The organism is Streptomyces sp. NPDC085944 (assembly GCF_040686295.1).
In the GTDB taxonomy this organism is placed as follows: domain Bacteria; phylum Actinomycetota; class Actinomycetes; order Streptomycetales; family Streptomycetaceae; genus Streptomyces; species Streptomyces salinarius.
In genome coordinates this window covers 176,339-196,349 of record NZ_JBFBJX010000008.1, presented here as the reverse complement: position 1 = coordinate 196,349, position 20,011 = coordinate 176,339, and the positions used below count along the sequence as shown (strand labels likewise).

20 protein-coding genes and 1 pseudogene are annotated in these 20,011 nt (G+C 73.7%); 10 read left to right on the top strand and 11 right to left on the bottom strand.

All coding sequences use genetic code 11. The annotated features are described in order from the left end of the window. Nucleotides 1–673: 673 nt before the first annotated feature. Nucleotides 674–814: pseudogene (locus AB0P07_RS18150) on the bottom strand (ABC transporter ATP-binding protein); the annotation flags it as partial. A gap of 154 nt (nt 815–968) precedes the next feature. Next, the gene (locus AB0P07_RS18145) at nt 969–2,288 is read right to left on the bottom strand and encodes a radical SAM protein (protein WP_365551697.1); all 1,320 of its coding nucleotides are present in this window, start codon (nt 2,286–2,288) and stop codon (nt 969–971) included. Between the two features lie 106 nt (nt 2,289–2,394). On the opposite strand from AB0P07_RS18145, the gene AB0P07_RS18140 reads away from it, so the two are divergent. Continuing rightward, on the top strand, nt 2,395–3,651 hold the full coding sequence (locus AB0P07_RS18140; protein ID WP_365551694.1) for an FAD-binding protein: 1,257 nt from the start codon (nt 2,395–2,397) through the stop codon (nt 3,649–3,651). Nucleotides 3,652–3,773: 122 nt separating this feature from the next. On the opposite strand, the gene AB0P07_RS18135 is transcribed toward AB0P07_RS18140, so the two are convergent. Both AB0P07_RS18135 and AB0P07_RS18130 read right to left on the bottom strand, forming a co-directional pair. After that, nucleotides 3,774–4,301, bottom strand: a complete 528-nt coding sequence (locus tag AB0P07_RS18135; protein ID WP_365551691.1) for a hypothetical protein — start codon at nt 4,299–4,301, stop codon at nt 3,774–3,776. Then, a complete protein-coding gene (locus AB0P07_RS18130; protein ID WP_365551688.1) occupies nt 4,298–6,031 on the bottom strand; it encodes a PHP domain-containing protein in 1,734 nt (577 codons plus the stop codon). The genes AB0P07_RS18135 and AB0P07_RS18130 overlap by 4 nt, the downstream gene beginning before the upstream one ends. A gap of 151 nt (nt 6,032–6,182) precedes the next feature. Between AB0P07_RS18130 and AB0P07_RS18125 the strand changes: the two genes are divergently transcribed. Continuing rightward, nucleotides 6,183–6,797, top strand: a complete 615-nt coding sequence (locus tag AB0P07_RS18125; protein WP_365551685.1) for a WHG domain-containing protein — start codon at nt 6,183–6,185, stop codon at nt 6,795–6,797. Here AB0P07_RS18125 and AB0P07_RS18120 read toward each other — a convergent pair. Together AB0P07_RS18120 and AB0P07_RS18115 are read right to left on the bottom strand one after the other, a co-directional pair. After that, complete coding sequence (locus AB0P07_RS18120) at nt 6,794–7,549, bottom strand: isocitrate lyase/phosphoenolpyruvate mutase family protein (protein ID WP_365551682.1); 756 nt, start codon at nt 7,547–7,549, stop codon at nt 6,794–6,796. The genes AB0P07_RS18125 and AB0P07_RS18120 overlap by 4 nt on opposite strands. Further along, a complete protein-coding gene (locus AB0P07_RS18115; RefSeq protein ID WP_365551679.1) occupies nt 7,546–8,016 on the bottom strand; it encodes a hypothetical protein in 471 nt (156 codons plus the stop codon). Before AB0P07_RS18115 ends, AB0P07_RS18120 begins: the two co-directional genes overlap by 4 nt. 188 nt (nt 8,017–8,204) lie before the next feature. Between AB0P07_RS18115 and AB0P07_RS18110 the strand changes: the two genes are divergently transcribed. Next, nucleotides 8,205–9,206 carry a helix-turn-helix domain-containing protein gene (locus tag AB0P07_RS18110; protein ID WP_365551676.1) on the top strand — a complete coding sequence of 334 codons (1,002 nt, stop codon included), beginning with the start codon at nt 8,205–8,207 and terminating at the stop codon, nt 9,204–9,206. Between the two features lie 70 nt (nt 9,207–9,276). Here the strand turns inward: AB0P07_RS18110 and AB0P07_RS18105 are convergent, their stop codons facing one another. The 4 genes from AB0P07_RS18105 to AB0P07_RS18090 all read right to left on the bottom strand — a co-directional run bounded on the left by AB0P07_RS18105 (nt 9,277) and on the right by AB0P07_RS18090 (nt 12,560). Further along, entirely contained in the window at nt 9,277–9,750 is a 474-nt protein-coding gene (locus AB0P07_RS18105) for a hypothetical protein (RefSeq protein ID WP_164412358.1), read from the bottom strand. A gap of 157 nt (nt 9,751–9,907) precedes the next feature. After that, complete coding sequence (locus tag AB0P07_RS18100; protein ID WP_365551673.1) at nt 9,908–10,567, bottom strand: response regulator transcription factor; 660 nt, start codon at nt 10,565–10,567, stop codon at nt 9,908–9,910. Further along, entirely contained in the window at nt 10,564–11,721 is a 1,158-nt protein-coding gene (locus AB0P07_RS18095) for a histidine kinase (RefSeq protein WP_365551670.1), read from the bottom strand. The genes AB0P07_RS18100 and AB0P07_RS18095 overlap by 4 nt, the downstream gene beginning before the upstream one ends. Next, nucleotides 11,718–12,560 (bottom strand): type II CAAX endopeptidase family protein, encoded by an 843-nt coding sequence (locus tag AB0P07_RS18090; RefSeq protein ID WP_365551667.1) that lies wholly within the window; start codon nt 12,558–12,560, stop codon nt 11,718–11,720. The genes AB0P07_RS18095 and AB0P07_RS18090 overlap by 4 nt, the downstream gene beginning before the upstream one ends. 164 nt (nt 12,561–12,724) lie before the next feature. Here AB0P07_RS18090 and mmuM point away from each other — a divergent pair, with 164 nt between their 5' ends. After that, nucleotides 12,725–13,669, top strand: a complete 945-nt coding sequence (gene mmuM, locus AB0P07_RS18085; RefSeq protein WP_365551664.1) for a homocysteine S-methyltransferase — start codon at nt 12,725–12,727, stop codon at nt 13,667–13,669. Nucleotide 13,670: 1 nt separating this feature from the next. Here the strand turns inward: mmuM and AB0P07_RS18080 are convergent, their stop codons facing one another. Then, the gene (locus AB0P07_RS18080; RefSeq protein WP_365551661.1) at nt 13,671–14,540 is read right to left on the bottom strand and encodes a DUF6282 family protein; all 870 of its coding nucleotides are present in this window, start codon (nt 14,538–14,540) and stop codon (nt 13,671–13,673) included. Between the two features lie 21 nt (nt 14,541–14,561). Here AB0P07_RS18080 and AB0P07_RS18075 point away from each other — a divergent pair, with 21 nt between their 5' ends. From AB0P07_RS18075 to AB0P07_RS18050, 6 genes are all read left to right on the top strand, one after another. Next, entirely contained in the window at nt 14,562–15,302 is a 741-nt protein-coding gene (locus tag AB0P07_RS18075) for an MFS transporter (RefSeq protein ID WP_365551659.1), read from the top strand. A gap of 143 nt (nt 15,303–15,445) precedes the next feature. Then, the gene (locus tag AB0P07_RS18070) at nt 15,446–16,414 is read left to right on the top strand and encodes a DUF4129 domain-containing protein (protein ID WP_365551656.1); all 969 of its coding nucleotides are present in this window, start codon (nt 15,446–15,448) and stop codon (nt 16,412–16,414) included. Beyond that, on the top strand, nt 16,411–17,037 hold the full coding sequence (locus tag AB0P07_RS18065; protein ID WP_365551653.1) for a hypothetical protein: 627 nt from the start codon (nt 16,411–16,413) through the stop codon (nt 17,035–17,037). Before AB0P07_RS18070 ends, AB0P07_RS18065 begins: the two co-directional genes overlap by 4 nt. Then, nucleotides 17,034–18,032 (top strand): MoxR family ATPase, encoded by a 999-nt coding sequence (locus AB0P07_RS18060; protein WP_365551650.1) that lies wholly within the window; start codon nt 17,034–17,036, stop codon nt 18,030–18,032. The genes AB0P07_RS18065 and AB0P07_RS18060 overlap by 4 nt, the downstream gene beginning before the upstream one ends. Next, the gene (locus AB0P07_RS18055) at nt 18,029–19,393 is read left to right on the top strand and encodes a DUF58 domain-containing protein (RefSeq protein ID WP_365551647.1); all 1,365 of its coding nucleotides are present in this window, start codon (nt 18,029–18,031) and stop codon (nt 19,391–19,393) included. Before AB0P07_RS18060 ends, AB0P07_RS18055 begins: the two co-directional genes overlap by 4 nt. Further along, nucleotides 19,390–19,983, top strand: coding sequence for a hypothetical protein (locus AB0P07_RS18050; RefSeq protein WP_365551644.1), 594 nt, complete (start codon nt 19,390–19,392; stop codon nt 19,981–19,983). Before AB0P07_RS18055 ends, AB0P07_RS18050 begins: the two co-directional genes overlap by 4 nt. The last annotated feature ends 28 nt before the right edge of the window (nt 19,984–20,011 follow it).

The following is a 20,011-nucleotide window of genomic DNA, read 5'->3' as shown; positions in this document are numbered from 1 at the left end:
GTCAGTACCGACGGCTGCCGGAAGTAATTAGCCTTGCCGACGTGAAAGGATCAGTCGCCTTCCCCACCCCTGTCCGGCCCGGCACCGCGCCCGTCGAGCAGAAGCGGCCCAGGAGGCGCTCGCTGGTCCCGGCACTACTCGTGTGGGCCGCGCTCAACGTCCCGGCCCTGCTGCTGTCCTCGGGGTTCCCGGACGGCCTGAACACGTGGTGGCAGATCCTGATCGGGGCCGTGGTCACCGGTGCCGCCGTCGCGCTGCACCGGGACCTGCCCCTGGTCTCGTTCGTGCTGTGCCTCGCCCTGTGGTGGACCCTCGGCACCCTGGACAACGACCTGGGGTCGGCGGTCCTCTCGCCGTACCTGCCCGCCGTCTTCGTCATCAGCTTCGCCCTGGGGCGGCTCCCGGTGCCCGCCGCGGCGGTGCTGCCGGCCGTCGGCGGCACGATCGTCGTCGGCTCGGTGCTCGCGGTCGTGGTCCATCTGTCGCTGCCGGTCTGGTTCCTGCTGCTGACGGTGCTGATCTTCGCCTGTCTGCTGCCCTGGCTGACCGGCCGCTACTGGCAGCAGCGGCACGAACTGCAGCTCGCGGGCTGGGAGCACGCCCGCCAGACGGAGTTGCAGCAGCGCATCCTGATCGACCAGGCCCGGCTGCGGGAGCGGACCCGGATCGCCGTGATCACCCGCATGGTGGTGGTCTTGTCCGCACCGTTGGGCCCGAGGAACCCGGTGACCTTGCCCGCTCCGATGGTGAGGGACAGGTGGCCCACGGCGGTCTGATCGCCGTACCTCTTCGTCAGCCCCTGCAGGGTGATCATGGATGAATTGCTCCCCAGCCGTTCCAGCTTCTCTGTCTCACTGAGAAACTAGGCTCTGACCAGGCACGATCACATCAGCCGAAGGGAAGGCATTCACCCCTGCTCAAGTCAGACCTCCACCCTGACCTTGGGCAACCGTCCGTTGACGAACGTGTCACACCTCCACGGGCGCGTCCGCCGGAAGGCTGTCCATGAAGGAGCTGACCGAGAAGACCGCGTTGCCGGCGCCGGGCGGGCCGTAGCCGGGGGGCGAGGAGAGGCCGTAGTCCTCCATGGTCTGGCGGTAGGCCTGGAGCAGGCGGATGTGGTACTCCAGCGGGGCGCCGTCGGGGTTGGTCTTGCCGAGCGGGGTGGTGGGCTCGGGGCACCAGGTGGTGAAGCGGGGCGTGATGCCGTGCGACATGAAGAAGCGCAGGCCCTCGGTGGTGGACGCGACGGCCTCGTCGACGGTCTTGAAGCCGAAGGGCTCGGCCATCTCCACGCCCGCGACGAAGTTGGGGATGACGTTGCGGGCGCCGAAGACCTCGGTGGAGTCGAGGATGCGCCGGTGCCACTCGTCACGGCCGACGTAGCGCTCCTTGCCGGGGCAGTACATCTTGAACAGGTACTCGTCCCACACCTCGAAGTTGGGGTGGTAGATCTGCACGCCGTAGTCCTTGAAGCGCTGGACGTCCGGCTTGGGCAGGGCCTGGGCGACGACCTTGCCGATCCAGCGGCCGGGGAAGTGCTCCTCGATGGCCTTGGCGTACCGCCCGTAGAAGTCGGCCTCGTCCAGACCCTGGACCTTGGACGTGATCGCGCCGCCGGTGAGCGTGTACGCGGTGGAGATCCTGCCGGTGTCGTACCTGTTGATGATGTCCAGCGCCTCGAGGACCTCGTCGACGTCCTTCACGCCCGTGTAGGGCCGCCCGGCCGCCTTGTGCTGGCGCCAGTTGTGGTTGATGTCGCAGTACTGGCACTCCTCCTTGGCGCCGAAGTACTGGCAGACGCGGAACGCCGTCAGGTAGATCAGGTAGCCCCACTGGATGGTCGGGGCCACCTCCATGACGGACTTCCCGTTGGAGAGCTTGTGCCGGTAGTACTCGGGCATGGGCGGCACGCCGACGTCGGCGATCCGCCTGCCGTCGAGGTAGAGGCCGAGGACCCCGTCCTCGTTCGCGGCGACCCGGTAGGGCGAGGCCGGGTTCACGCGGACCGAGACGACGGTGCGGCGCAGGTCGTAGGGGCCGCCGGTGAGGATGATCTCCTCGGGCGGGCGGCGCAGGGCGGCCTCGCCCAGCTCGGGCAGGGTGCCGTGGTCGAAGGAGAAGATGAAGTACGACTTCGGCTTCACCTCGCCGCTCTCGTTGTCGCTCAGCGCCGAGGGGTCGAAGGCGACGCCGCCCCGCAGGAGGTCCTCCTTGAAGACGGCCTCGCGCGGTACGTTCGGGAACCGCTCCATCAGATCCTCGACCAGCGCGGTACGGCTGTCCATCCCGTGTCTCCTCCCAGCTCCGGCGTTCGACTTCTCACGGTATGCCCCCGCGGGAGCGGCTTCCCTCCCGGGTCCCCTCCCGGGCGCGCCGGGTAGGTTCCACGGTATGAGCGACATCACGGTGACCAACTGGGCCGGCAACATCACGTACACGGCCAGGGAACTGCTCCGGCCGCACTCCCTGGACGCGCTGCGGGCCCTGGTGGCGGACAGCGCCGGGGTCCGGGTGCTGGGCAGCGGGCACTCCTTCAACGAGATCGCCGAGCCGGGCGACGGGGGCGCCCTGCTGTCGCTGGCGGACCTGCCCGCCGAGATGGACGTGGACACGACCGCCCGTACGGTGCGGGTCGGCGGCGGTGTGCGGTACGCGGAGCTGGCGCGGCTGGTGCACGCGCGGGGACTCGCCCTGCCGAACATGGCCTCGCTGCCGCACATCTCGGTCGCCGGGTCCGTGGCGACCGGCACGCACGGCTCGGGGGTGGGCAACGGTCCGCTGGCCTCGGTGGTCCGCGAGGTGGAGCTGGTCACCGCGGACGGATCGACCGTGGTGCTCGCGCGGGGCGACGAGCGCTTCGGCGGCGCGGTGACCTCGCTGGGCGCACTGGGTGTGGTGACCTCGCTCACGCTCGATCTGGAGCCGGCCTACGAGGTGGAGCAGCACGTCTTCACCGAGCTGCCGCTGGCCGGCCTGGACCCGGCGACGTTCGAGACGGTGATGGCGGCGGCGTACAGCGTGAGCCTGTTCACGGACTGGCGGGCACCCGGGTTCCGCCAGGTGTGGCTGAAGCGCCGCACCGACCAGCCGCTGCCCGACTTCCCGTACGCCGTTCCGGCCGCCGAGAAGATGCATCCGGTGCCGGGCATGCCCGCGGTCAACTGCACCGAGCAGTTCGGGGTGCCGGGGCCCTGGCACGAGCGGTTGCCGCACTTCCGCGCCGAGTTCACGCCCAGCAGCGGGGCCGAGCTGCAGTCGGAGTACCTGCTGCCCCGGGAGCACGCCGTGGCCGCCCTGCACGCGATGGACGCGATACGCGAGACGCTCGCGCCGGTGCTGCAGACCTGCGAGATCCGTACGGTCGCCGCCGACGAGCAGTGGCTGAGCCCGGCGTACGGCCGCAGCACCGTGGCGGCGCACTTCACCTGGGTCGAGGACACGGCGGCGGTGCTGCCGGTGGTGCGGCGGCTGGAGGAGGCGCTCGCGCCCTTCGCGGCCCGCCCGCACTGGGGGAAGGTGTTCACGACCCCGGCGGACCGGCTGCGCGGACTGTACCCGCGGCTGGGCGACTTCCGGGCGCTGGCCGGGACGCTCGACCCGTCCGGGAAGTTCACCAACGCGTTCGTGCGCGGGGTGCTGGGCGGCTGAACGGCACCGGCGGGCCCTGGGCCGGCCCGCCCTGCGGACCGGTCGCCTCCCCGCCGCCCACGGTCAGGTCCGCGACCACCAGCGGAGCCGCCGACGCTCCGCGCGCCGCGGTCACCGGCCGGTCAGTGGTCCGCGCAGCACGGTGTCGGGTCCGGGTCCTCGAAGGGTACGAGGGTGCCGCCCGCGGCGGGCATGGCGGCCAGGACGAGGCGGCCGTCCTGCCAGTGCGGCCGGACGTGTTCCCGGGTCACCAGCAGGGTCCGGGGGTCCGGTTCGCCCGGCGTGCCCAGTACCGTCACCCGGTCGATCGCGGAGCGCGCCAGCAGTTCGGCGAGCGTGAGCGTGCCGGTGAGGGCGCCGGCGCCCGGGAAGAGGACGGCACGGCCGGCTTCGTCGGGAGCGCCGTCGCTCACCTCGTAGCCCTGCTCGACGAGCCGGTCCGGGACGGTGCGCAGGACCGGCTCGGACTCGGCGGCGAGGGACAGGGCGACCCGCGGGCGGCCGTCCCGCACCAGGTGCGTGCAGCCGAAGACGCCCTCGGGAAGGGCGAGTTCGGACGCGAGCGCCCGGAGCAGGTGGTCGGCCTCGCGCAGCGTCGTCGTGTCCGTGTCGACACCGAGGACGTACGGCACGTGGGCGGTGTGGGTCACGACGGGAGGATCCACACCGGGTTGGAGTAGAACCACAGGTCGCGCCACGGGTCGGCGTCGCCCACGACGTCGATCGCGGGACCGGCCGGGTCGACCTTGGCGCCGCGCGCGCCGACGGCGGAGCGGTTGCCGTCGGTGCCGCGGGTGCGGAGGTAGACGGGACGGTCGACGCGACCGAGGTCGTGGGTGAGGCGGACGGTGCCGCTGCCCTTGTTCACCTCGTACGACTTGACGACCCGGGCGGACGGCTCGGTGAAGGTGTCCTTGTCGGCGGCCGGGCCGGTGACGTCGCCCTGGATGACGTCCACGCGGGCCAGCTCGGGGACGAAGCCCGCCCAGTTGGGGCCGCCGGCCAGGGCTACGTCGACGGAGAGGGTGACCCGGGTGCCCTTGCGGACGTGCAGGGCGCCGCCGAGCGTGGCCCAGCGGCCGCCGCCCGAGACACGGACGTCGAGGCCGCTGATGAGCTGCCCGTGGTCGACCCAGATACGGCCGGCCCGGATGCCGTCCATGACGGCGGCGTAGGAGAAGCCGTCGGAGCCGACGTGGGTGCGGCTGTACTGGCCGGGCCAGAAGTCGTTCTGGGTGATGTCGATCCGCCCGCCGTAGACCGGGTCGTCGTAGCGGCCGTTGGTGTCGAAGTCGCCGCCGCCGCGGGCGCCGGTGTCGGCGTAGACCTGGTGGGAGTCGGAGTTGGCGGTGATCCACCAGGGGCGGCCCTCGGCGATGAGGCTGTCCCACAGGCCGCCGACGGTGGCGGTCATCCAGTCGAAGCCGCCCCAGGTGCGGTAGCTCTCCAGCGGGTAGCCGGCGAAGGAGTTGGCGCTCGGGCTGCCGTCGTAGATGCCGCGGGCGCCGCCCGGGCCCAGCGGCTTCGGCAGGCCCCCCGCCTGGTGGCCCGGGGCGCCCTCGAAGCCGACGGCGATCTGGTGGCCGCGGGGGGTGGCGTCGCGCCAGGCGCGGATCTCGTGCGGGGAGTCGATGCCCTTGCGCGCCGGGTGGTTGGCGAGCATCAGGGCGTCCTTGACCTTGCGCCGCTCGACCTGTTCGGCGAGGAAGGACAGACCGGCGATGGCAAGGGCCTCGTTGGCGGGGGTGGAGTCGGTGGCTCCCTTGACGCCGCCGTCGTAGTCGGTCTCGAACTGCTTGAGGACGGAGACCTCGTGCTTGCCGGGGTGGACGAAGACGGTGCCGTGTTCGGCGGCCGGGATGTTCCACTCCAGGCCCTGGAAGACGAGGGTGTCGTCGTGGGCTTCGCGGGCCTCGCGGATGTCCGGGTTGACCTTCTCCACCCCGATCCTGGCGTGGGTGGCGCTGCCGTGGTCGGTGATGACCAGCCAGTCCATGCCGTGGCGGGCGCCCTGGCGGACCTGGTCGACGACGCGGTACTTGCCGTCGCTGCTGTACTGGGTGTGGATGTGGTGGTCGCCGGCCAGCCAGAGGAAGCCCTTCCTGCGGCGGCCGTTGCTCGCGGCCGGAGCGGGGGCGGCGGCAGCGGTCCCGGTCTGGGCGAGGACGGTACCGGCGGCCAGTCCGGCGCCGAGCAGGCCCGCGCGGCGCAGCAGCCCGCGCCGCGACTGCTGTTCGGGGCTCAGGGCCTCGTCGGGGACGCTGGTGTCGAAGGCGGCGGGCAGGGCCGACGGGGTGTCGTGCTCGTGGCCGTGCGGGTGTCCGTGGTGGTGGCCGTGCGCGTGTCCGTGCCCGTGTCCGTGTCCGTGTCCGTGCCCCATGAGTCTTCCTCCTGAATACCGCCGCCGTGCGCGACTTCGAGGAGGATCGACGCGGAAGGTGAACGTTGAACGACTTGCGGGTGATCCGTGTCTGCCGCCCGTCCTGACCTAGCATGAAACCCAGGATTCCCAGGCTGCAGGAAGGTGGCCCATGCCCCGAGCGGGTCTCACCACGGACCGCGTCGTCGCCGAGGCCGCCGATCTCGCCGACGAGACCGGGTTCGAGGCGGTCACCGTCTCCGCCCTCGCCCGGCGCCTGGGAGTGCGGGACGCCAGTCTGTACACGCACGTCAAAAACCTCCAGGACCTGCGCGTCCGGGTCGCGTTGCTGGCCGGCGGCGAGCTGATCGAAAAGATCGCGCAGGCGGTGGCCGGCCGGGCCGGGAAGGAGGCGCTGGCCGCCTTCGCCGGCGCCTACCGGGCGTACGCCCTGCGCCACCCCGGTCGTTACGCCGCCACCCAGATCCGTGTCGACCAGGCCCTGGTGGCCGACTCCCCCGCCCTGCGCCGCACCGCCGAGATCACCTACGGCATGCTGCGCGCCTACGGCCTGACCGAACCCGACCTCACGGACGCCGTACGCCTGCTGCGTGCCACCTTCCACGGCTACTGCGCGCTGGAGGCCTCCGGGGGCTTCGGCGCCCCGCGCGACGTACGGGCGTCCTGGGACAAGGCGGTCGACGCCCTGCACGTGGCGCTGGAGAACTGGCCGCGGGCGGAAGGGCAAGAGGACGAGAACGAGGAGTGGAAGGGCACCGCCGGCTAGCCGGTCAGTTCCCGGACCTCGTCGTAGGTCGGCGTCGGACCGCCGCCCGGCTCCCGGCCCGCCCGGAGGTCCGCGGCCGCCTCCAGGGCGGCGCCCAATGCGCGCCGGTAGAGCAGCGAGCCGAGGCTGACGCGGCCGACACCGAGGTCGGCGAGGTGCGCCAGGGCGGGTCCGGAGGGCGTGTACAGGACGTTCAGGGGGACGTCGAGGCGGGCGGTGAGGGAGGCGATGCGGGCCGGGTCGGTGAGGCCGGGGACGAAGACGCCGTCGGCGCCGGCCTCGCGGTAGGCCTCCAGGCGCCGCAGGGTGTCGGACCAGTCGCCGTCGCCCGACCAGTACGTGTCCGTACGGGCGTTGACGAAGAGGCCGGGGGCGGCCCTGCGGACCGCGGCGATCTTCGCGGCGTGCCGGTCGGCCGGTCCCAGGGCGTCCTCCAGGTTGATGCCGACGGCGCCGACCGCCGCGAGCTGCCGCGCCAGCTCCCCCACCTCGTCCGGGTCGTCGCTGTACCCGCCCTCGGCGTCGACCGAGAGCAGGAAGGGGGCCGATCCGAGGGTGAGAGCCAGCCGCAGCGTCTCGTCGCGGGTCGCCGAGGCTCCGTCGGGCCGCCCGGCCGACGCCGCGACGCCGAGGCTCGTCGTGCCGACGGCGCGGAAGCCCAGCCCGGCGAGGGCGAGCGCCGAGGCGTGGTCCCAGGCGCAGGGCAGGAGCAGGGGCTCGCCGGCGCGGTGCAGGGCGGCGAACGCGGTCACGACAGGTCACCCACCGCGTCCGCGTAGTACACGGATTCCGTCAGGTGGACGGCGAGTTCGCGAAAGCTCCAGCCCTCGCCGGGCGAGTGGTCGAGCTGTTCGCCGGTGAGCGCGTCGAGGCGGTTGGCCCAGATCCGGGCGAGCCGGGTGAGGCGGCTGCGGGCCTCGTCAAGATCCTCGTCGGTGAAGCGGGCGCGGTCGGCGTCCGTGGTGACCGTGGAGGCGTGCCAGTGGTCGGGCTGCGTCGCCTCCCCCGCCAACCGGGCCTCCAGCTCCGCGAGGTGGTCGACCATGTGGTCGGCCACCCGGCGGATCGCCTTGTGCGGGGTGTAGACGCGGCCGTCGACGTGTGCGGGCCGTCCGTCCCAGCGGGTCCAGGTGGCGGCCAGGGCGAGGACGTGGTCGACCATGCCGGTGACGGCGGCGGTGGGCGTGAGGGGGTTAGCGGCGGTTCGCGTGTCGTTCATGTCCCGCACGCTATGGGCCGGTCGGTTCGGCGTCGGCCGAAGTGTTCCCGCCCCTCCTCGAACGGCCCTGCCGTCGGGGCCTGTCGCGTCGGCGGCCGATGGCTCACAACGCACTGTTCGGCCGCCCTCGCCGCGCGCCACAATGGCCCGCGACCCGCCGTGCCGGTCCGTGGGGTTGGAGGACTTACGTGGGGGACACCGCAGGGGACGCCGAGAACGACTGCCTCGACCTGTGCGTCGACGAGGTCGGCCAGTGGGCGGAGATCACCGCCCTGGCGCTGGTGACGACCCGGATCAGGGCCGTGGAGCGGGACAGCGCCTTCACCGCGCGGCTGCGGACCGTGCGGCTCGGCGCCTCCCAGCTGTCCCTGGCCAGGTACGGGGCACTGCTGTCGCAGCGCACGCCCCGGCTCATCCGGCAGTCGGACCCGGAGCTGTTCCAGGTGGCCTTGATCGAGTCCGGGCGCCAGCGGATCGACCAGGCCCGCAACCAGGCGGTGGTCGGGAAGGGGGACATGGTGCTGTACGACAGCTCCCGGCCCTTCGACTCGGCCGCGGAGAGGTGTGCCGCGGGCACCGGGGCGAGGAGTGCCCTGTTGCAGTTCCCCAAGGCCATGCTGCCGTTCCCCGCACGCCGGCTCGACCGGCTCCTCGCCGTCCGCCTGGACGCCCGTCAGGGGGCGGGGCGGCTGCTCGCGCAGTTCCTCGCCGGGACCGCCAAGGAGTGCGGACTGTGCACCCCCCTCGTCAGGGCCCGGCTGGGAAACACCGCGGTGGACCTGGCGACCGCCGTCATCGCGCAGTATCTGAACAGTGAGGACGCCGTCCCGGCCGACTCCCGGAGTCGCGCCCAGTTCCTGCGGATCACCGCGTTCATCGAGCAGCACCTCGGCGACCCCTCCCTCACTGTGGGAGAGATCGCCTCGGCACACCACATGTCGACCCGGTCCCTCCACCGGCTGTTCCGGGAGCACGGCCACAGTGTCGGTGCCTGGATACGCGACCGGCGGATGGAGCGTTCCGGCCACGACCTGGCCGACCCCCTTCAGGACCACCTGCCCATCGGCGCCATCGCGGCCCGGTGGGGCTTCGACCGCGCCGCGGACTTCACCCGCGCGTTCCGCGCGAGCCACGGCACCACTCCCAGCGCCTACCGGGGCCGGGCCCGGGGGCACGCCCGGGACGGGTGAGGAGGCGCGGACCGTGCCGAGTCCGCTGCGGCAGGCTCTGGGACCGCCTGTGAGCCGGCCGGACCGGGGATCAGATGGGTCCGTGCCAGCCGGACTCGCAGTGGATGATGCCGCCGGAGGACGTGGCGTGGCACGCGCGCGAGGAGACGTTGCGCACCTTGTAGGTGCTCTTGACGTACCTCTTCCAGTTGCCGCCGCCCGTCGTCCCGGTCGAGCAGTCGTAAACGGGCATCTGCCGGTAGTGCCAGTGTCCGACCCAGCCGCCGTTGTCATAGATCTCGTACCGGATCTGCGCCGTTCCGCAGTAGCCGTCGGTCTTGGTGTCGGACACATAGCCGGCCAGCACGACGTAGTTGTTGCTGCGCCACATCTGGACCTGCTGGTAGACGCCGCTGACGTGGCTGCTCGACGAGCCGACGTAGCCGTAGCCGCTCGGCACCGACCCCACGTCGTACCAGTCGTCGGTGCTGTGCGCGCTCGCGGCCCCGGGCATGCCGAGCAGCAGTCCCACCGCTGCGGCGCCGGCGATCAGGATCCGTCTCAAGGCTTTCCTCCCCTGTCGCGGTACGGCCTGTGCCGTACGACACCGGCATCCTGCCGAGCGTGCGCGGCGAAGTCGTTGGCGTAGCGCGCCAGGTTGTTCGCATCCTGCGCCACACTGTGGCCGAGAGGTGCACGGGGCACTTGGGCGATGCGACGCGTCAGGTCACCAGCCCGTGGCGGTAGGCGAAGACGACCGCCTGGACGCGGTCGCGGAGGTCGAGCTTGGTGAGGATGCGGGAGACGAAGGTCTTGACGGTCTCCGGGCTGATCACGAGGGCGGCGGCGATCTCGCTGTTGGAGAGGCCGTCCGCGATCAGGCGCAGGACCTCCATCTCCCGCGGGGTCAGCGGTATGTCCCGGGTGGTGCCCTCGGCGGGGCGGATCCGGGCCGCGTACCGGCCCACGAGGCGGCGGGTCACGTCGGGGTCGAGCAGCGCCGCGCCCATGGCCACGGTGCGGATGCCGTGCAGCAGCCGGTCGGGGGGCGCGTCCTTGAGCAGGAAGCCGCTCGCGCCCGCGCGCAGCGCCTCGTAGACGTACTCGTCGAGGTTGAACGTGGTGACCACGAGCACCTTGACGGGGTGCTCCACCCCGGCGCCGGCCAGCAGGCGGGTGGCTTCGAGGCCGTCGAGCACCGGCATGCGGATGTCCATCACCACGACGTCCGGCCGCAGTTCGCGGGCCAGGTCGACCCCGGTCCGCCCGTCCCCGCACTCGCCGACCACCTCCAGGTCGGGCTGGGCGTCGACGATGGTCGTCAGACCGGTGCGGATCAGTACCTGGTCGTCGCAGATCACGACCCGGACCGGCGCGCTCATGCCGTGCTCCCCCCGGGTATCCGGGCCCGGACGACGAAGCCGCCGTCCGCCGGGCGGTCCGTGCTGAACTCTCCGCCCAGGACGTCGACGCGTTCCCGCAGTCCGGCCAGGCCCCGCCCGCTGCCGCCGGGGGACGCGGCCCCCGTGCCGGAACCGTCCGTGCCCACTTCCACCGTGATCTCTCTTTCTCCGTGGCGTACCAGGACGGCGGTCCGGGCGCCGTGGTCGTACTTGAGGGCGTTGGTCAGGGCCTCCTGTACGACGCGGTAGGCCACGAGGTCGGAGCTGCCGGTGGCCGCCGCCGGGGTGCCCTCCTCGGTGAACTCCACCGGCTGCCCGGCCCGGCGCGTCTGCTCGACCAGGGTGAGCACCCGGCCGACGGGCGGTGTCCTGGGCTCGGCGGTGCCGTGGTCGGGGTTGAGGAGGTCGAGCAGGTGCCGCAGGTCGGTGATGGCGCGGCGGCCGGTGTCGCTGACGGCGGCCAGTGTCTCGTCGAGCCGGTCCGGTGCGGCGGTCAGGTAACGGGCCGCCTCGGACTGGACGACCATCGCCGTCACGTGATGGGTCACGACGTCGTGCAACTCGCGGGCGATACGGGTGCGTTCGGCGTTTCGGGCGTCCTCGGCGACCCGGGCACGGCGTTCGGCCTCGGCGGCGCGCCCGGAGCGCATCCAGGCACCGATGCCCCAGGCCAGGGCGAGGACCAGGTAGAACGTCACGTACTCGACCAGCGTTTCGTCGCCGCCGCGCGCCTTCAGCCCGACGGCCATGGCCACGTACGCCAGGGTGGCGGCGACCTGCGTGGCACGCCGGTACTTCTCCTGGTGGGACCCCGCGCTGATCAGCGCGATGGGGAGCGCGGCGCCCGCGAACAGGTGGTAACCGCGCAGTTGGTCGAGGGCGAAGCCGAGCGAGACCAGGGCGAGACAGACGAGGGTCCCCCGCCGGCGCACGGCCAGGGGAAGGGACTGCAGGACGGCCGCCACCCCGGCCAGCGCGTCGGCGGGACGGGTCGGCAGGCCACCGATCTCCGTGCCCTGACCGCGCAGCTCGGGCAGGAGCGAAGCGACGAGGAGCAGCACCCCGAGCGGGAGGTCCCGGACCGTGACGTCCAGCCGGCGCCACAGCTCCAGGACCCGTCGGCGATCGATCACCGGGGAAGTGTAGCGGCGGAGTCGGCACTCGCGGCACGGCGCCGGGCGCCGAACGGCACGACGTTCCCGCGCCGGTGCGCCAGCCACAGGAACACCAGCGTGAGCAGGACCCCGAAGCCGACCGAGTACACGCTGCCCTCCGGGCCGAAGTCGCCGCCGGTGAGCAGCTCGGGACCCGACATCGTGGCGTCCAGCAGGCCCTCGCTGTCGCCGTTGCCGGAGACGACGGTGCTGAAGACGCCGCCCGCGGCGACGTTCCAGCCGAAGTGCACGCCGATGGTCAGCCACAGGTTGCGGGTGGCGGCGTAGGCGGCGGCGAGCATGAAGCCGGCCTCGATGGCGATGGCGACGGCGCCCCACAGGGTGGCGTCCTCGTTGAGCAGGTGCGAGAGCCCGAACACGAGGCCGGTCAGGCCCAGCGCGAGATAGGTGCCGATGTGCTCCTCGATGATCCGGAACAACACCCCGCGGTAGACGACCTCCTCCGTCGCGGCGGCTCCGGCCATGAAGCCGACCAGGCCGATCGCGCCCTGCACCGAGCCCAGTCCGTCGACCTCGTAGTGCCCGGAGGTGAAGAGGTTCACGACGACCGCCGAGAACATCCCGGCACCGATCAGCGTCCCCCGGGCGAGCTTGGCGCCGGCGCCCTCCAGAGCCACGTCCAGGGCCTTCCGGCGCTCGGTCCGCCGCACCACCCACCCGTACACGAACAGCACCAGCGCGGCCGCCGTGAGTCCGACGACCAGAGTGAGCCAGTCGTCGTCCTTCACCGCCTGGATGGCGGCGCCGCCGATGGCGTAGGCCGCCAGTACGGCCAGGAACTGCCAGACAAACCTCACGGTAACTCCTCGGTCGGGCCCGTGACTTCGGCGCCCCGGGCTGTGACACGGGACGCTACGGTTCCGGCGGCCGAAGATCGTCACCTCGCGGTGGACACCTGGCTGTAGCTCGCACGGGGGACAAGACCCCGGGGCCCGGGCGGGCACGTCGTAGCCTCGGACGCATGACCAGCGACTTCGCCGACGACTCCCCCGACGGCGCTTGCGTCCGCTCCTTCGCCGACGCCCTCGCCGCGGGCCCGCTCGTGCTCGACGGCGGCCTGTCCAACCAGCTGGAGGCGGCCGGGCACGACCTGGGCGACGCCCTGTGGTCGGCCCGGCTGCTCGCCGACGACCCCGAGGCGATCACGCGGGCCCATCTCGCCTACTTCGAGGCCGGCGCGGACGTGGTGATCACATCCAGCTACCAGGCCACCTTCGAGGGCTTCGCGCGGCATGGCATCGGGCGGCAGCGGGCTGCCGAACTGCTCGCGCTCAGCGTGGAGTCGGCGAGGGAGGCGGCCCGCCGGGCGCAGGCCTCCCGTCCGCTGTGGGTGGCGGCGTCGGCGGGCCCGTACGGGGCGATGCTCGCGGACGGTTCCGAGTACCGGGGGCGGTACGGCCTCGGCGTGGCCGAGCTGGAGCGCTTCCACCGACCCCGTCTGGAGGTGCTGGCCGCCGCACGGCCGGACGTCCTCGCACTGGAGACGGTCCCGGACACCGACGAGGCGGTCGCGCTGCTGCGGGCGGTGCGCGGTCTGGGTGTGCCCGCCTGGCTGTCGTACACCGTCGACGGGGACCGGACGCGTGCGGGCCAGCCGCTGGAGGAGGCCTTCGCCCTGGCCGCCGACGCGGAGGAGGTGGTCGCGGTCGGCGTCAACTGCTGCGCTCCCGGGGACGTGTCCGGCGCGGTCCGGACCGCCGACCGGGTCACCGGGAAACCGGTCGTCGCCTATCCCAACAGCGGGGAGGTCTGGGACGCGCGGGCGCGGGCCTGGCGGGGGCGTTCGCTGTTCGCGCCCCGGCTGGTGCGGGAGTGGCGGGCGGCCGGGGCCCGGCTGGTCGGGGGGTGCTGCCGGGTGGGGCCCGACGCGATCAGGTCGATCGCGTCGGCGCCCTCCTCGTCCTGACTCACAGCGAGAGCATCGCCAGGGGGGTGTCCCGGGTGACCTCCTGGACGCGTCGCGGGGCCAGGCCGGCCCGTTCGAACCACTCGGCGCTCCGAGTCAGCCAGTCGGTGATGTCCGGCTGGGACGGCTGGCCCAGGTCGGAGCTGTAGACGACCCTCGGCAGCAGGGTCAGGACGTCGGCGAGATCGCTCCAGGGCTGGTGGCCGAGGAGGTGGGTCAGGGCGGTCTGTTCGGTGAAGACCTGTTCCGCGCCGACGAGATCGGCGAGATCCTTGCAGGTCAGCCCGGTCATGGGGTTGGCGGGCTGGTTGAGCATCAGACGGGGCAGGTCGAGTCTTACGGCCTCCTCGATCAGCAGCCGCACCTCGTGGCCGTCGGCGTGTCCGGTGGAGACGACCACGGGGAGGTCCCGGGCGGCGCGCAGGAGGTCACGGACGTCGGGGCGCAGCCTGCCGCTGTCGTCGGTGACGGTGAGCGGACGCTGGCCGTCGGCGAGCAGGGGGTGGGAGGGGGTGCGGGTCAGGCGGCTGCGGTGCGTCCGGCCGGTGACGGTGGGCAGGTGGACGATCAGCCGCAGGCCGCTGTCCTCGCCGTGCTGGACGACGGCCTGTTCCACCGCCCTCGGGCCGAAGCCGCCGGCCAGGTCGTTGAGGACGATCGAACCCGAGACCGGCAGGCCCTGCTGCCGTGCCTCCCACGCCTGGGCGGCGGTAGATCCCAGGTGGTTCTTGAGGACCACCCAGCCGCCGTGCTCGGCGTAGCCCGCGGCCGCGGTCGTCGCGGTGTGGCGGCGCACATACGCGTCGGGGCCGCAGTGGTAGTGGACGTCGATGAAGCGGGCGGTCCGCGCCCCGCTGTCAGCGGCCGTCACGGCGGCCCGCTCAGCGAGCTGATGACCGCCTTCGCGCTGGGCACCGCCGTGGCCACCCTCGTTGCCGGGGTGCTGGCCCACTACGCGAGCTGGCGCGTGGTGTTCGCCCTGCCGGGCCTGGTCGCCGCCTACCTGGTCGTCGCCCTGCGCCGGCTGCCGGAACCGCCGCGCGCGGAACCCGGCGCGCTGCTCGCCCCCTTCGCCGTCGTCCTGCGCTCCCGCTGGCAGTGGTACGTCATGGCCGTCGCGCTGTTCGAGGGCGCCGTGCTGCTGGGCTTCCTCACGTACATCGCGCCGGCGCTGGAGGCCCAGGGTGCCTCGGCCGCCCTGGCCGGTGCGGTGACCGCGCTGTACGGCGTGGGCTCGATGGCCGCGGCGCAGCTGGTCAAACGGCTGGTCGGGCGGTGGACGCCGGTCCGGCTGATCGTGGCCGGCGGGGTGCAGATGACGGTGGCGTTCGGCTGTGCCGCGGCCGACCGGTCGGTGCCCGCGCTGGTGGTGTGCGCCCTGCTGCTCGGCGGCGGCTGGTCGTTCATGCACTCCACGATCCAGTCCTGGGCCACCGCGCTGTCCCCGGCGGCCCGTGCGACCGGGGTCGCGATGTTCGGGGTGGCCCTCTACGTCGGCAGCGCCCTGGCCAGCACCGTCGCCGCCGGTCCCGCGGAACGTCACGCCTACCACGGCCTGTTCCTCACCGCGGCGGTGCTCACCGTCCCGCTGACGGTGGCCGCCGCCGCGGGCCGCGCCCGCTACCGGGGCTGACCGGCACGGGCCGCCGCCGGGAGCGCCCGCACCGGACCGCCCCGGGCGCCGCGGCGCAGCTCCCCGGGGCGCCGGTCGGGCATGTGCCAAGATGGCTTTGAACAGGCGTTCGGGGGCGACGGGTTCGACGGGGGGCGAACGGCATGGAACGGGGCGGGCGGACCGGACAGCGCGCGGTGCCGGGGGCGGTGGTGGCCGTCGGAGTCGTCGGCGCCCTGGCGGTCGCCGCGCTCGCGCTGCGGCCCGCGGAGGGGCTGCTGCACTCCGGCCGGGGGCCGCTCGGCCAGTGGGGCATCGTGGCGATCGGGGCGTCCGCCGCCTGGACGATCGGGGTCTGGACGGCCGTCCGGCGTCTTCGCCCGCGTTTCGGCGCCAACCGCATGGATGTGCCGCCGGTCGAGGAGCGGCTGCGGGAGATCGCCGCGCCCCTGCTGCTCTCCGCGACGGCCGTCATCGGCGTACTGGCCCTGGTCCTGCACCGGTTCTCCACCGGCGACGGCACGCCCGGCCCGCCGCCGCCCCTCGCCCCCGAACCGGCCCCCGAACCGACGTTCGCCACTCCGCCGCCCCCGGAGCGCCCGCGCGGTTCGGGGGACCATTCCTCCCTGCCGCTGCATCTCGTGCTCCTGACACTGGCCGCGGTCGTCGCCGTGCTCGTCGTGGTGGCCGTCGTACGGCGGCTGCGACGGTTCCGGCTGCGTCTGCCGTACCGTCCGGGTCCGTCGGGGAGCACCGCACCGCAGGACGACGACGCGCGACTGCTGCTGTCCGCCGTGCATTCGGGCCGCCGCGCCCTGGCCGGCACCGACGACGACGCCCGGGGCGCCGTCATCGCCTGTTACGCCGCGATGGAGGACGCCCTTGCCGCGTCCGGTGTGCGGCGGCATGCCTCCGACAGTCCGGCCGACCTACTCACCCGCGCCGCCGACGCGGGCTTCGCCCCGGGCCCGGCCGGGCCGCGTCTCACCTCCCTCTTCCGCGAGGCCCGTTACTCGTCGCACCCGATGGACGGCTCGCACCGGGCGGCCGCGGCCGCCGCCCTGGAGGAGATCGCGTCCCTGCTCGGGGGCCTGGAACCTGCCCCGGCCCGGGACGGGAAGGTCGAGCGGTGAACCGGCCCCTGGAGGACGGCGCGGGACAGGACGTGCTGTCGCTGCCCCGGCTCGGGCTGCTGGGCGGCGCGGTCGCCGGTTCGGGCCTGCTGCTCGTCCTGCTCCTCGACGGTCCCGAGGCAGCCGGTGCGCTGGTGGCGCTGCTCGCGGCCGCGGCCGTGCTGGTCGCCCGGTACGTCACCGGGGCGGGCGCGGTCGACTCCGCGTACCGGGACGAGGTACGGCTGTTGCGGACGCGGGCTCCGGGCATGGGCGAGTGGCGGCGCAACGTGAAGACCTCCACCGGACCCGACGGCGCCCTGTACTACCGCGCGGTGCTCCGGATCGAACTGCGCCGCCTGTACGCCGCCGCGCTCGCCGAGCACCACCACGTGTCCCTGGAGCACCAGCCCGAGCGGGCTGCCGAGTTGGTCGGCCCCGAGCTGTGGCCGTGGCTGGGGCCCGTGCCGCCGGACACCGGCCCCGGGGGCGCGGTACCCGTCGAGGTACTGCGCCGCCTGGTCGACCGCCTCGAAGCCCTCGGCGCACCCCGCGACCGCGCCCACGACCACGCGCCGGCCGGCACCCGCACCAGCAGCAGCAGCACCCGCACCTCCCGTACCGGTAAGGACCAAGTGAAGTGACCTCTACCTCCACGCCCCCGCTCCGCACCGCCGAGCAGGTCGGCGAGCAGGCCGGTGCCGTACTGCGCGAGATCGGCCGTGCCGTCGTCGGCAAGCAGGACGCGCTCGAGCAGGTGATGCTGGCCGTGCTGGCGGGCGGCCACGTCCTCGTCGAGGACCTGCCCGGTCTCGGCAAGACGCTCCTCGCCCGCTCCTTCGCCACCACGCTCGGCCTGGACTTCCGCCGCATCCAGTTCACGCCCGACCTGCTGCCCTCCGACGTCACCGGAACGCCGCTGTACGACCAGCGCACCGGCGAGATGGTGTTCCACCCGGGCCCGGTCTTCACGCACCTCCTGCTCGCCGACGAGATCAACCGGACGCCGCCCAAGACGCAGGCCGCACTGCTGGAGGCGATGGCCGAGTCGCAGGTGACCGTGGACGGCGAGACCCGGCCGCTCGCCGACCCGTTCCTGGTGATCGCGACCGCCAACCCGGTGGAGTACGAGGGCACCTACTCGCTGCCCGAGGCCCAGCTCGACCGGTTCCGGCTGCGGGTGCGGATGGGGTACCTGACCGCCTCGGAGGAGCTGGCGATGCTGCGGGCCCGCATCGACCGGGCCGCGCCCGAGGCCGTGCTCGGAAGGCTCGCGGGGCCTCAGGACGTGCTGGCGTGGCGGGCCGTCGTCGAGCGGGTGGAGATCGACGACGACCTGCTGGAGTACGCCGTCGCGCTCGTCGGCGCGACCCGCGGCCACCCCCAGATCAGCATCGGCTCCTCGCCGCGCGGCGGCCTCGCCCTGGTCCAGCTCGCCCGCGCCCGCGCCGTGCTGGACGGCCGCGACTACGTCGTCCCCGAAGACATCAAGGATCTCGCGGTGCCCGCGCTGGCCCACCGGGTTTCGCTGCGGCCGGAGTTGTGGGTGCGCGAGCTGTCCACGGACGACGTGCTGCGCGAGCTGGTCGACGGCGTCCGTACGCCGACGACGCGGCGTACGGCCGCAGTGCCGTCGTGACCCCGTCCGTGCCGGAGGCGGTACCGGCACCGGAGCCGCGGCCGGACGCGCTGGTGGACCGCGCCCTGGAGGGCCGTACCGCGCCGGCGCCCCCGCCGTCCCGGCCGCCCGGGGGGCCGCGTCCGGGCGAGCGGACGCTGCGCCTGCTGACCGTGGCCGCCGTGGCGCTGGCCGCCGCCCTGCTCACCGGGCGGGGCTGGCTGCTCGCGCTTGCGGCGGCGCCGCTGGTCCTGCTCGCGCTGGCGCTGCCCCGCACCCCCGCCCGCCGCGTCGAGACGTCGGTGACCGCCGAGCCGGGGCGCTGCTTCGAGGGCGAGACGGTCACCGTCCGCGTCGAGGTGGCCCACGACGGCGACGCCGTACGCCTCGACCCGGGCGTCACGCTCGGCCCTGGCCTGCGCCTCGACGAGGTGGCCGTCGGCCGCTCCTCGGTGACGCTGCGTCATACGGCGTTGGCCTGGGGCCGCTGGTCGCTCGGCCCGGTGGACCTGGACGTGTACGACTCGGGCGGCACCGTGCGCCGCACCGTGCGGGTCGAGGCCCCCGAGGTGTCGGTGTTCCCGCACGCCGCGCAGGCGAGGTTCACCCCGATCCCGGTACGGCTGCCGCAGCGGCTGGGCGAGCACGCCTCGCCGCAGCCCGGGGAGGGCGTCGAGGTCGTCGGAGTGGGGCCCTGGGTTCCCGGGGAGCGGCAGCGGCGCATCCACTGGCCGTCGACGACCCGGCGCGACGCCGTGCAGCTGCACCGGTTCGCGGCCGAGCGGGCCGCCGACACCGTGATGCTGCTGGACGCGTTCGGGGACGTCGTCGACCCGGTGACCGGGCTGTCCTCCCTGGACGAGACGGTACGCGCCGCCGCCGGGCTCACCCGGGCCTATCTGCGCACCCACGACCGCGTGGGCGTCGTCTCGACCGGCGGCACCACCCGCTGGCTGGCGCCGGGCACCGGGGACGCGGCGTTCTACCGCATCGTCGAGAGCGTCCTCGACGTCCGCAAGGACCGCACCTTCGGCGGCGACGGGCTGGAACGGGTCCCGCCGCCCGCGCTGCCGGAGGGTGCCCTGGTGTACGTGTTCACCCCGCTCAGCGACGCACGGATCCTGTCGGTGCTGCGGGACGTCCAGGCGCGCGGGCGCCGTCCGGTCGTCGTGGAGATCCCGAGCGGCGACCCCCGGGTGGAACCCGGGGACGAGGCGGGCGAGCTGGGCCTGCGGCTGTGGCGGGCGGAGCGCGACGCGATGCGCTTCGCCCTGCGGGACAGCGGGGTGCCGGTGCTCCGGCACACGCCGGGCGAGTCGTTGGATCCGGCGCTGGCGCCGCTGCTGTCGGGGCGGGTCGGCGGAAGGGGGCGCGCGGGATGACGGCGCTGGAGTCCCGGGTGGGCCTTCGGGAGTACCTGGGGTACTGGATCGGCACCGTGCCGGTGCGGGTGATCGCGGTGGCGGCCGTCGTGCTGGCGTGGCGGCCGTGGACGACGGTGACCACGGCGGGTCAGGCGGTGCCGCTCGTCGGCGCGATCGCCTTCGCGGCGTGGGCGGCGCCCTCACTGGACCGGCGGCCGTCGGTGGCGGCCGGCTGGTCCGCCCGGCTGCTGCGCCACCGGACGACGCTGGTCGCGGCGGGCGTGGTGGTGATCGCTGCGTTCGGCGACCCGGCCTGGTGGGAGGCCGGCTGCGTGGTCGTCCTGCTGGTCGGCTATCTGGTGACCAGTGAGACGTGGCCGTGGCGGTGGGGGCGCGGGACCGCACGTGTGTGGGCCGAGGCGCTGGCGGCCTGCGCGGGAGCGGGCATCGTGGCGGCCGCCGCCGCGGTGCCGGTGAGCGGGACCGGCTCCGGGCTCGGGCGGGTGATCGCCGCCGGGGCGGTGGTGGGACCGGCGTTGCTGGGCGGCGCAGTGTTGCTCACCCGGTGGCGGGGCGGTGCCCCGAAGAACCGTTTCCCGGCGCCCTGAAGGGCCGTGGCAGTGCCCGTTCGGCGCC

What these genes read in the sequence shown, in the direction of transcription:
- mmuM (WP_365551664.1), top strand. Translation starts at nt 12,725, where the DNA reads ATGACCAGCGACTTCGCCGACGACTCCCCCGACGGCGCTTGCGTCCGC.
- AB0P07_RS18140 (WP_365551694.1), top strand. Translation starts at nt 2,395, where the DNA reads ATGAGCGACATCACGGTGACCAACTGGGCCGGCAACATCACGTACACG.
- AB0P07_RS18130 (WP_365551688.1), bottom strand. Translation starts at nt 6,031, where the DNA reads ATGGGGCACGGACACGGACACGGACACGGGCACGGACACGCGCACGGC.
- AB0P07_RS18145 (WP_365551697.1), bottom strand. Translation starts at nt 2,288, where the DNA reads ATGGACAGCCGTACCGCGCTGGTCGAGGATCTGATGGAGCGGTTCCCG.
- AB0P07_RS18050 (WP_365551644.1), top strand. Translation starts at nt 19,390, where the DNA reads ATGACGGCGCTGGAGTCCCGGGTGGGCCTTCGGGAGTACCTGGGGTAC.
- AB0P07_RS18075 (WP_365551659.1), top strand. Translation starts at nt 14,562, where the DNA reads ATGACCGCCTTCGCGCTGGGCACCGCCGTGGCCACCCTCGTTGCCGGG.
- AB0P07_RS18115 (WP_365551679.1), bottom strand. Translation starts at nt 8,016, where the DNA reads ATGAACGACACGCGAACCGCCGCTAACCCCCTCACGCCCACCGCCGCC.
- AB0P07_RS18125 (WP_365551685.1), top strand. Translation starts at nt 6,183, where the DNA reads ATGCCCCGAGCGGGTCTCACCACGGACCGCGTCGTCGCCGAGGCCGCC.
- AB0P07_RS18070 (WP_365551656.1), top strand. Translation starts at nt 15,446, where the DNA reads ATGGAACGGGGCGGGCGGACCGGACAGCGCGCGGTGCCGGGGGCGGTG.
- AB0P07_RS18100 (WP_365551673.1), bottom strand. Translation starts at nt 10,567, where the DNA reads ATGAGCGCGCCGGTCCGGGTCGTGATCTGCGACGACCAGGTACTGATC.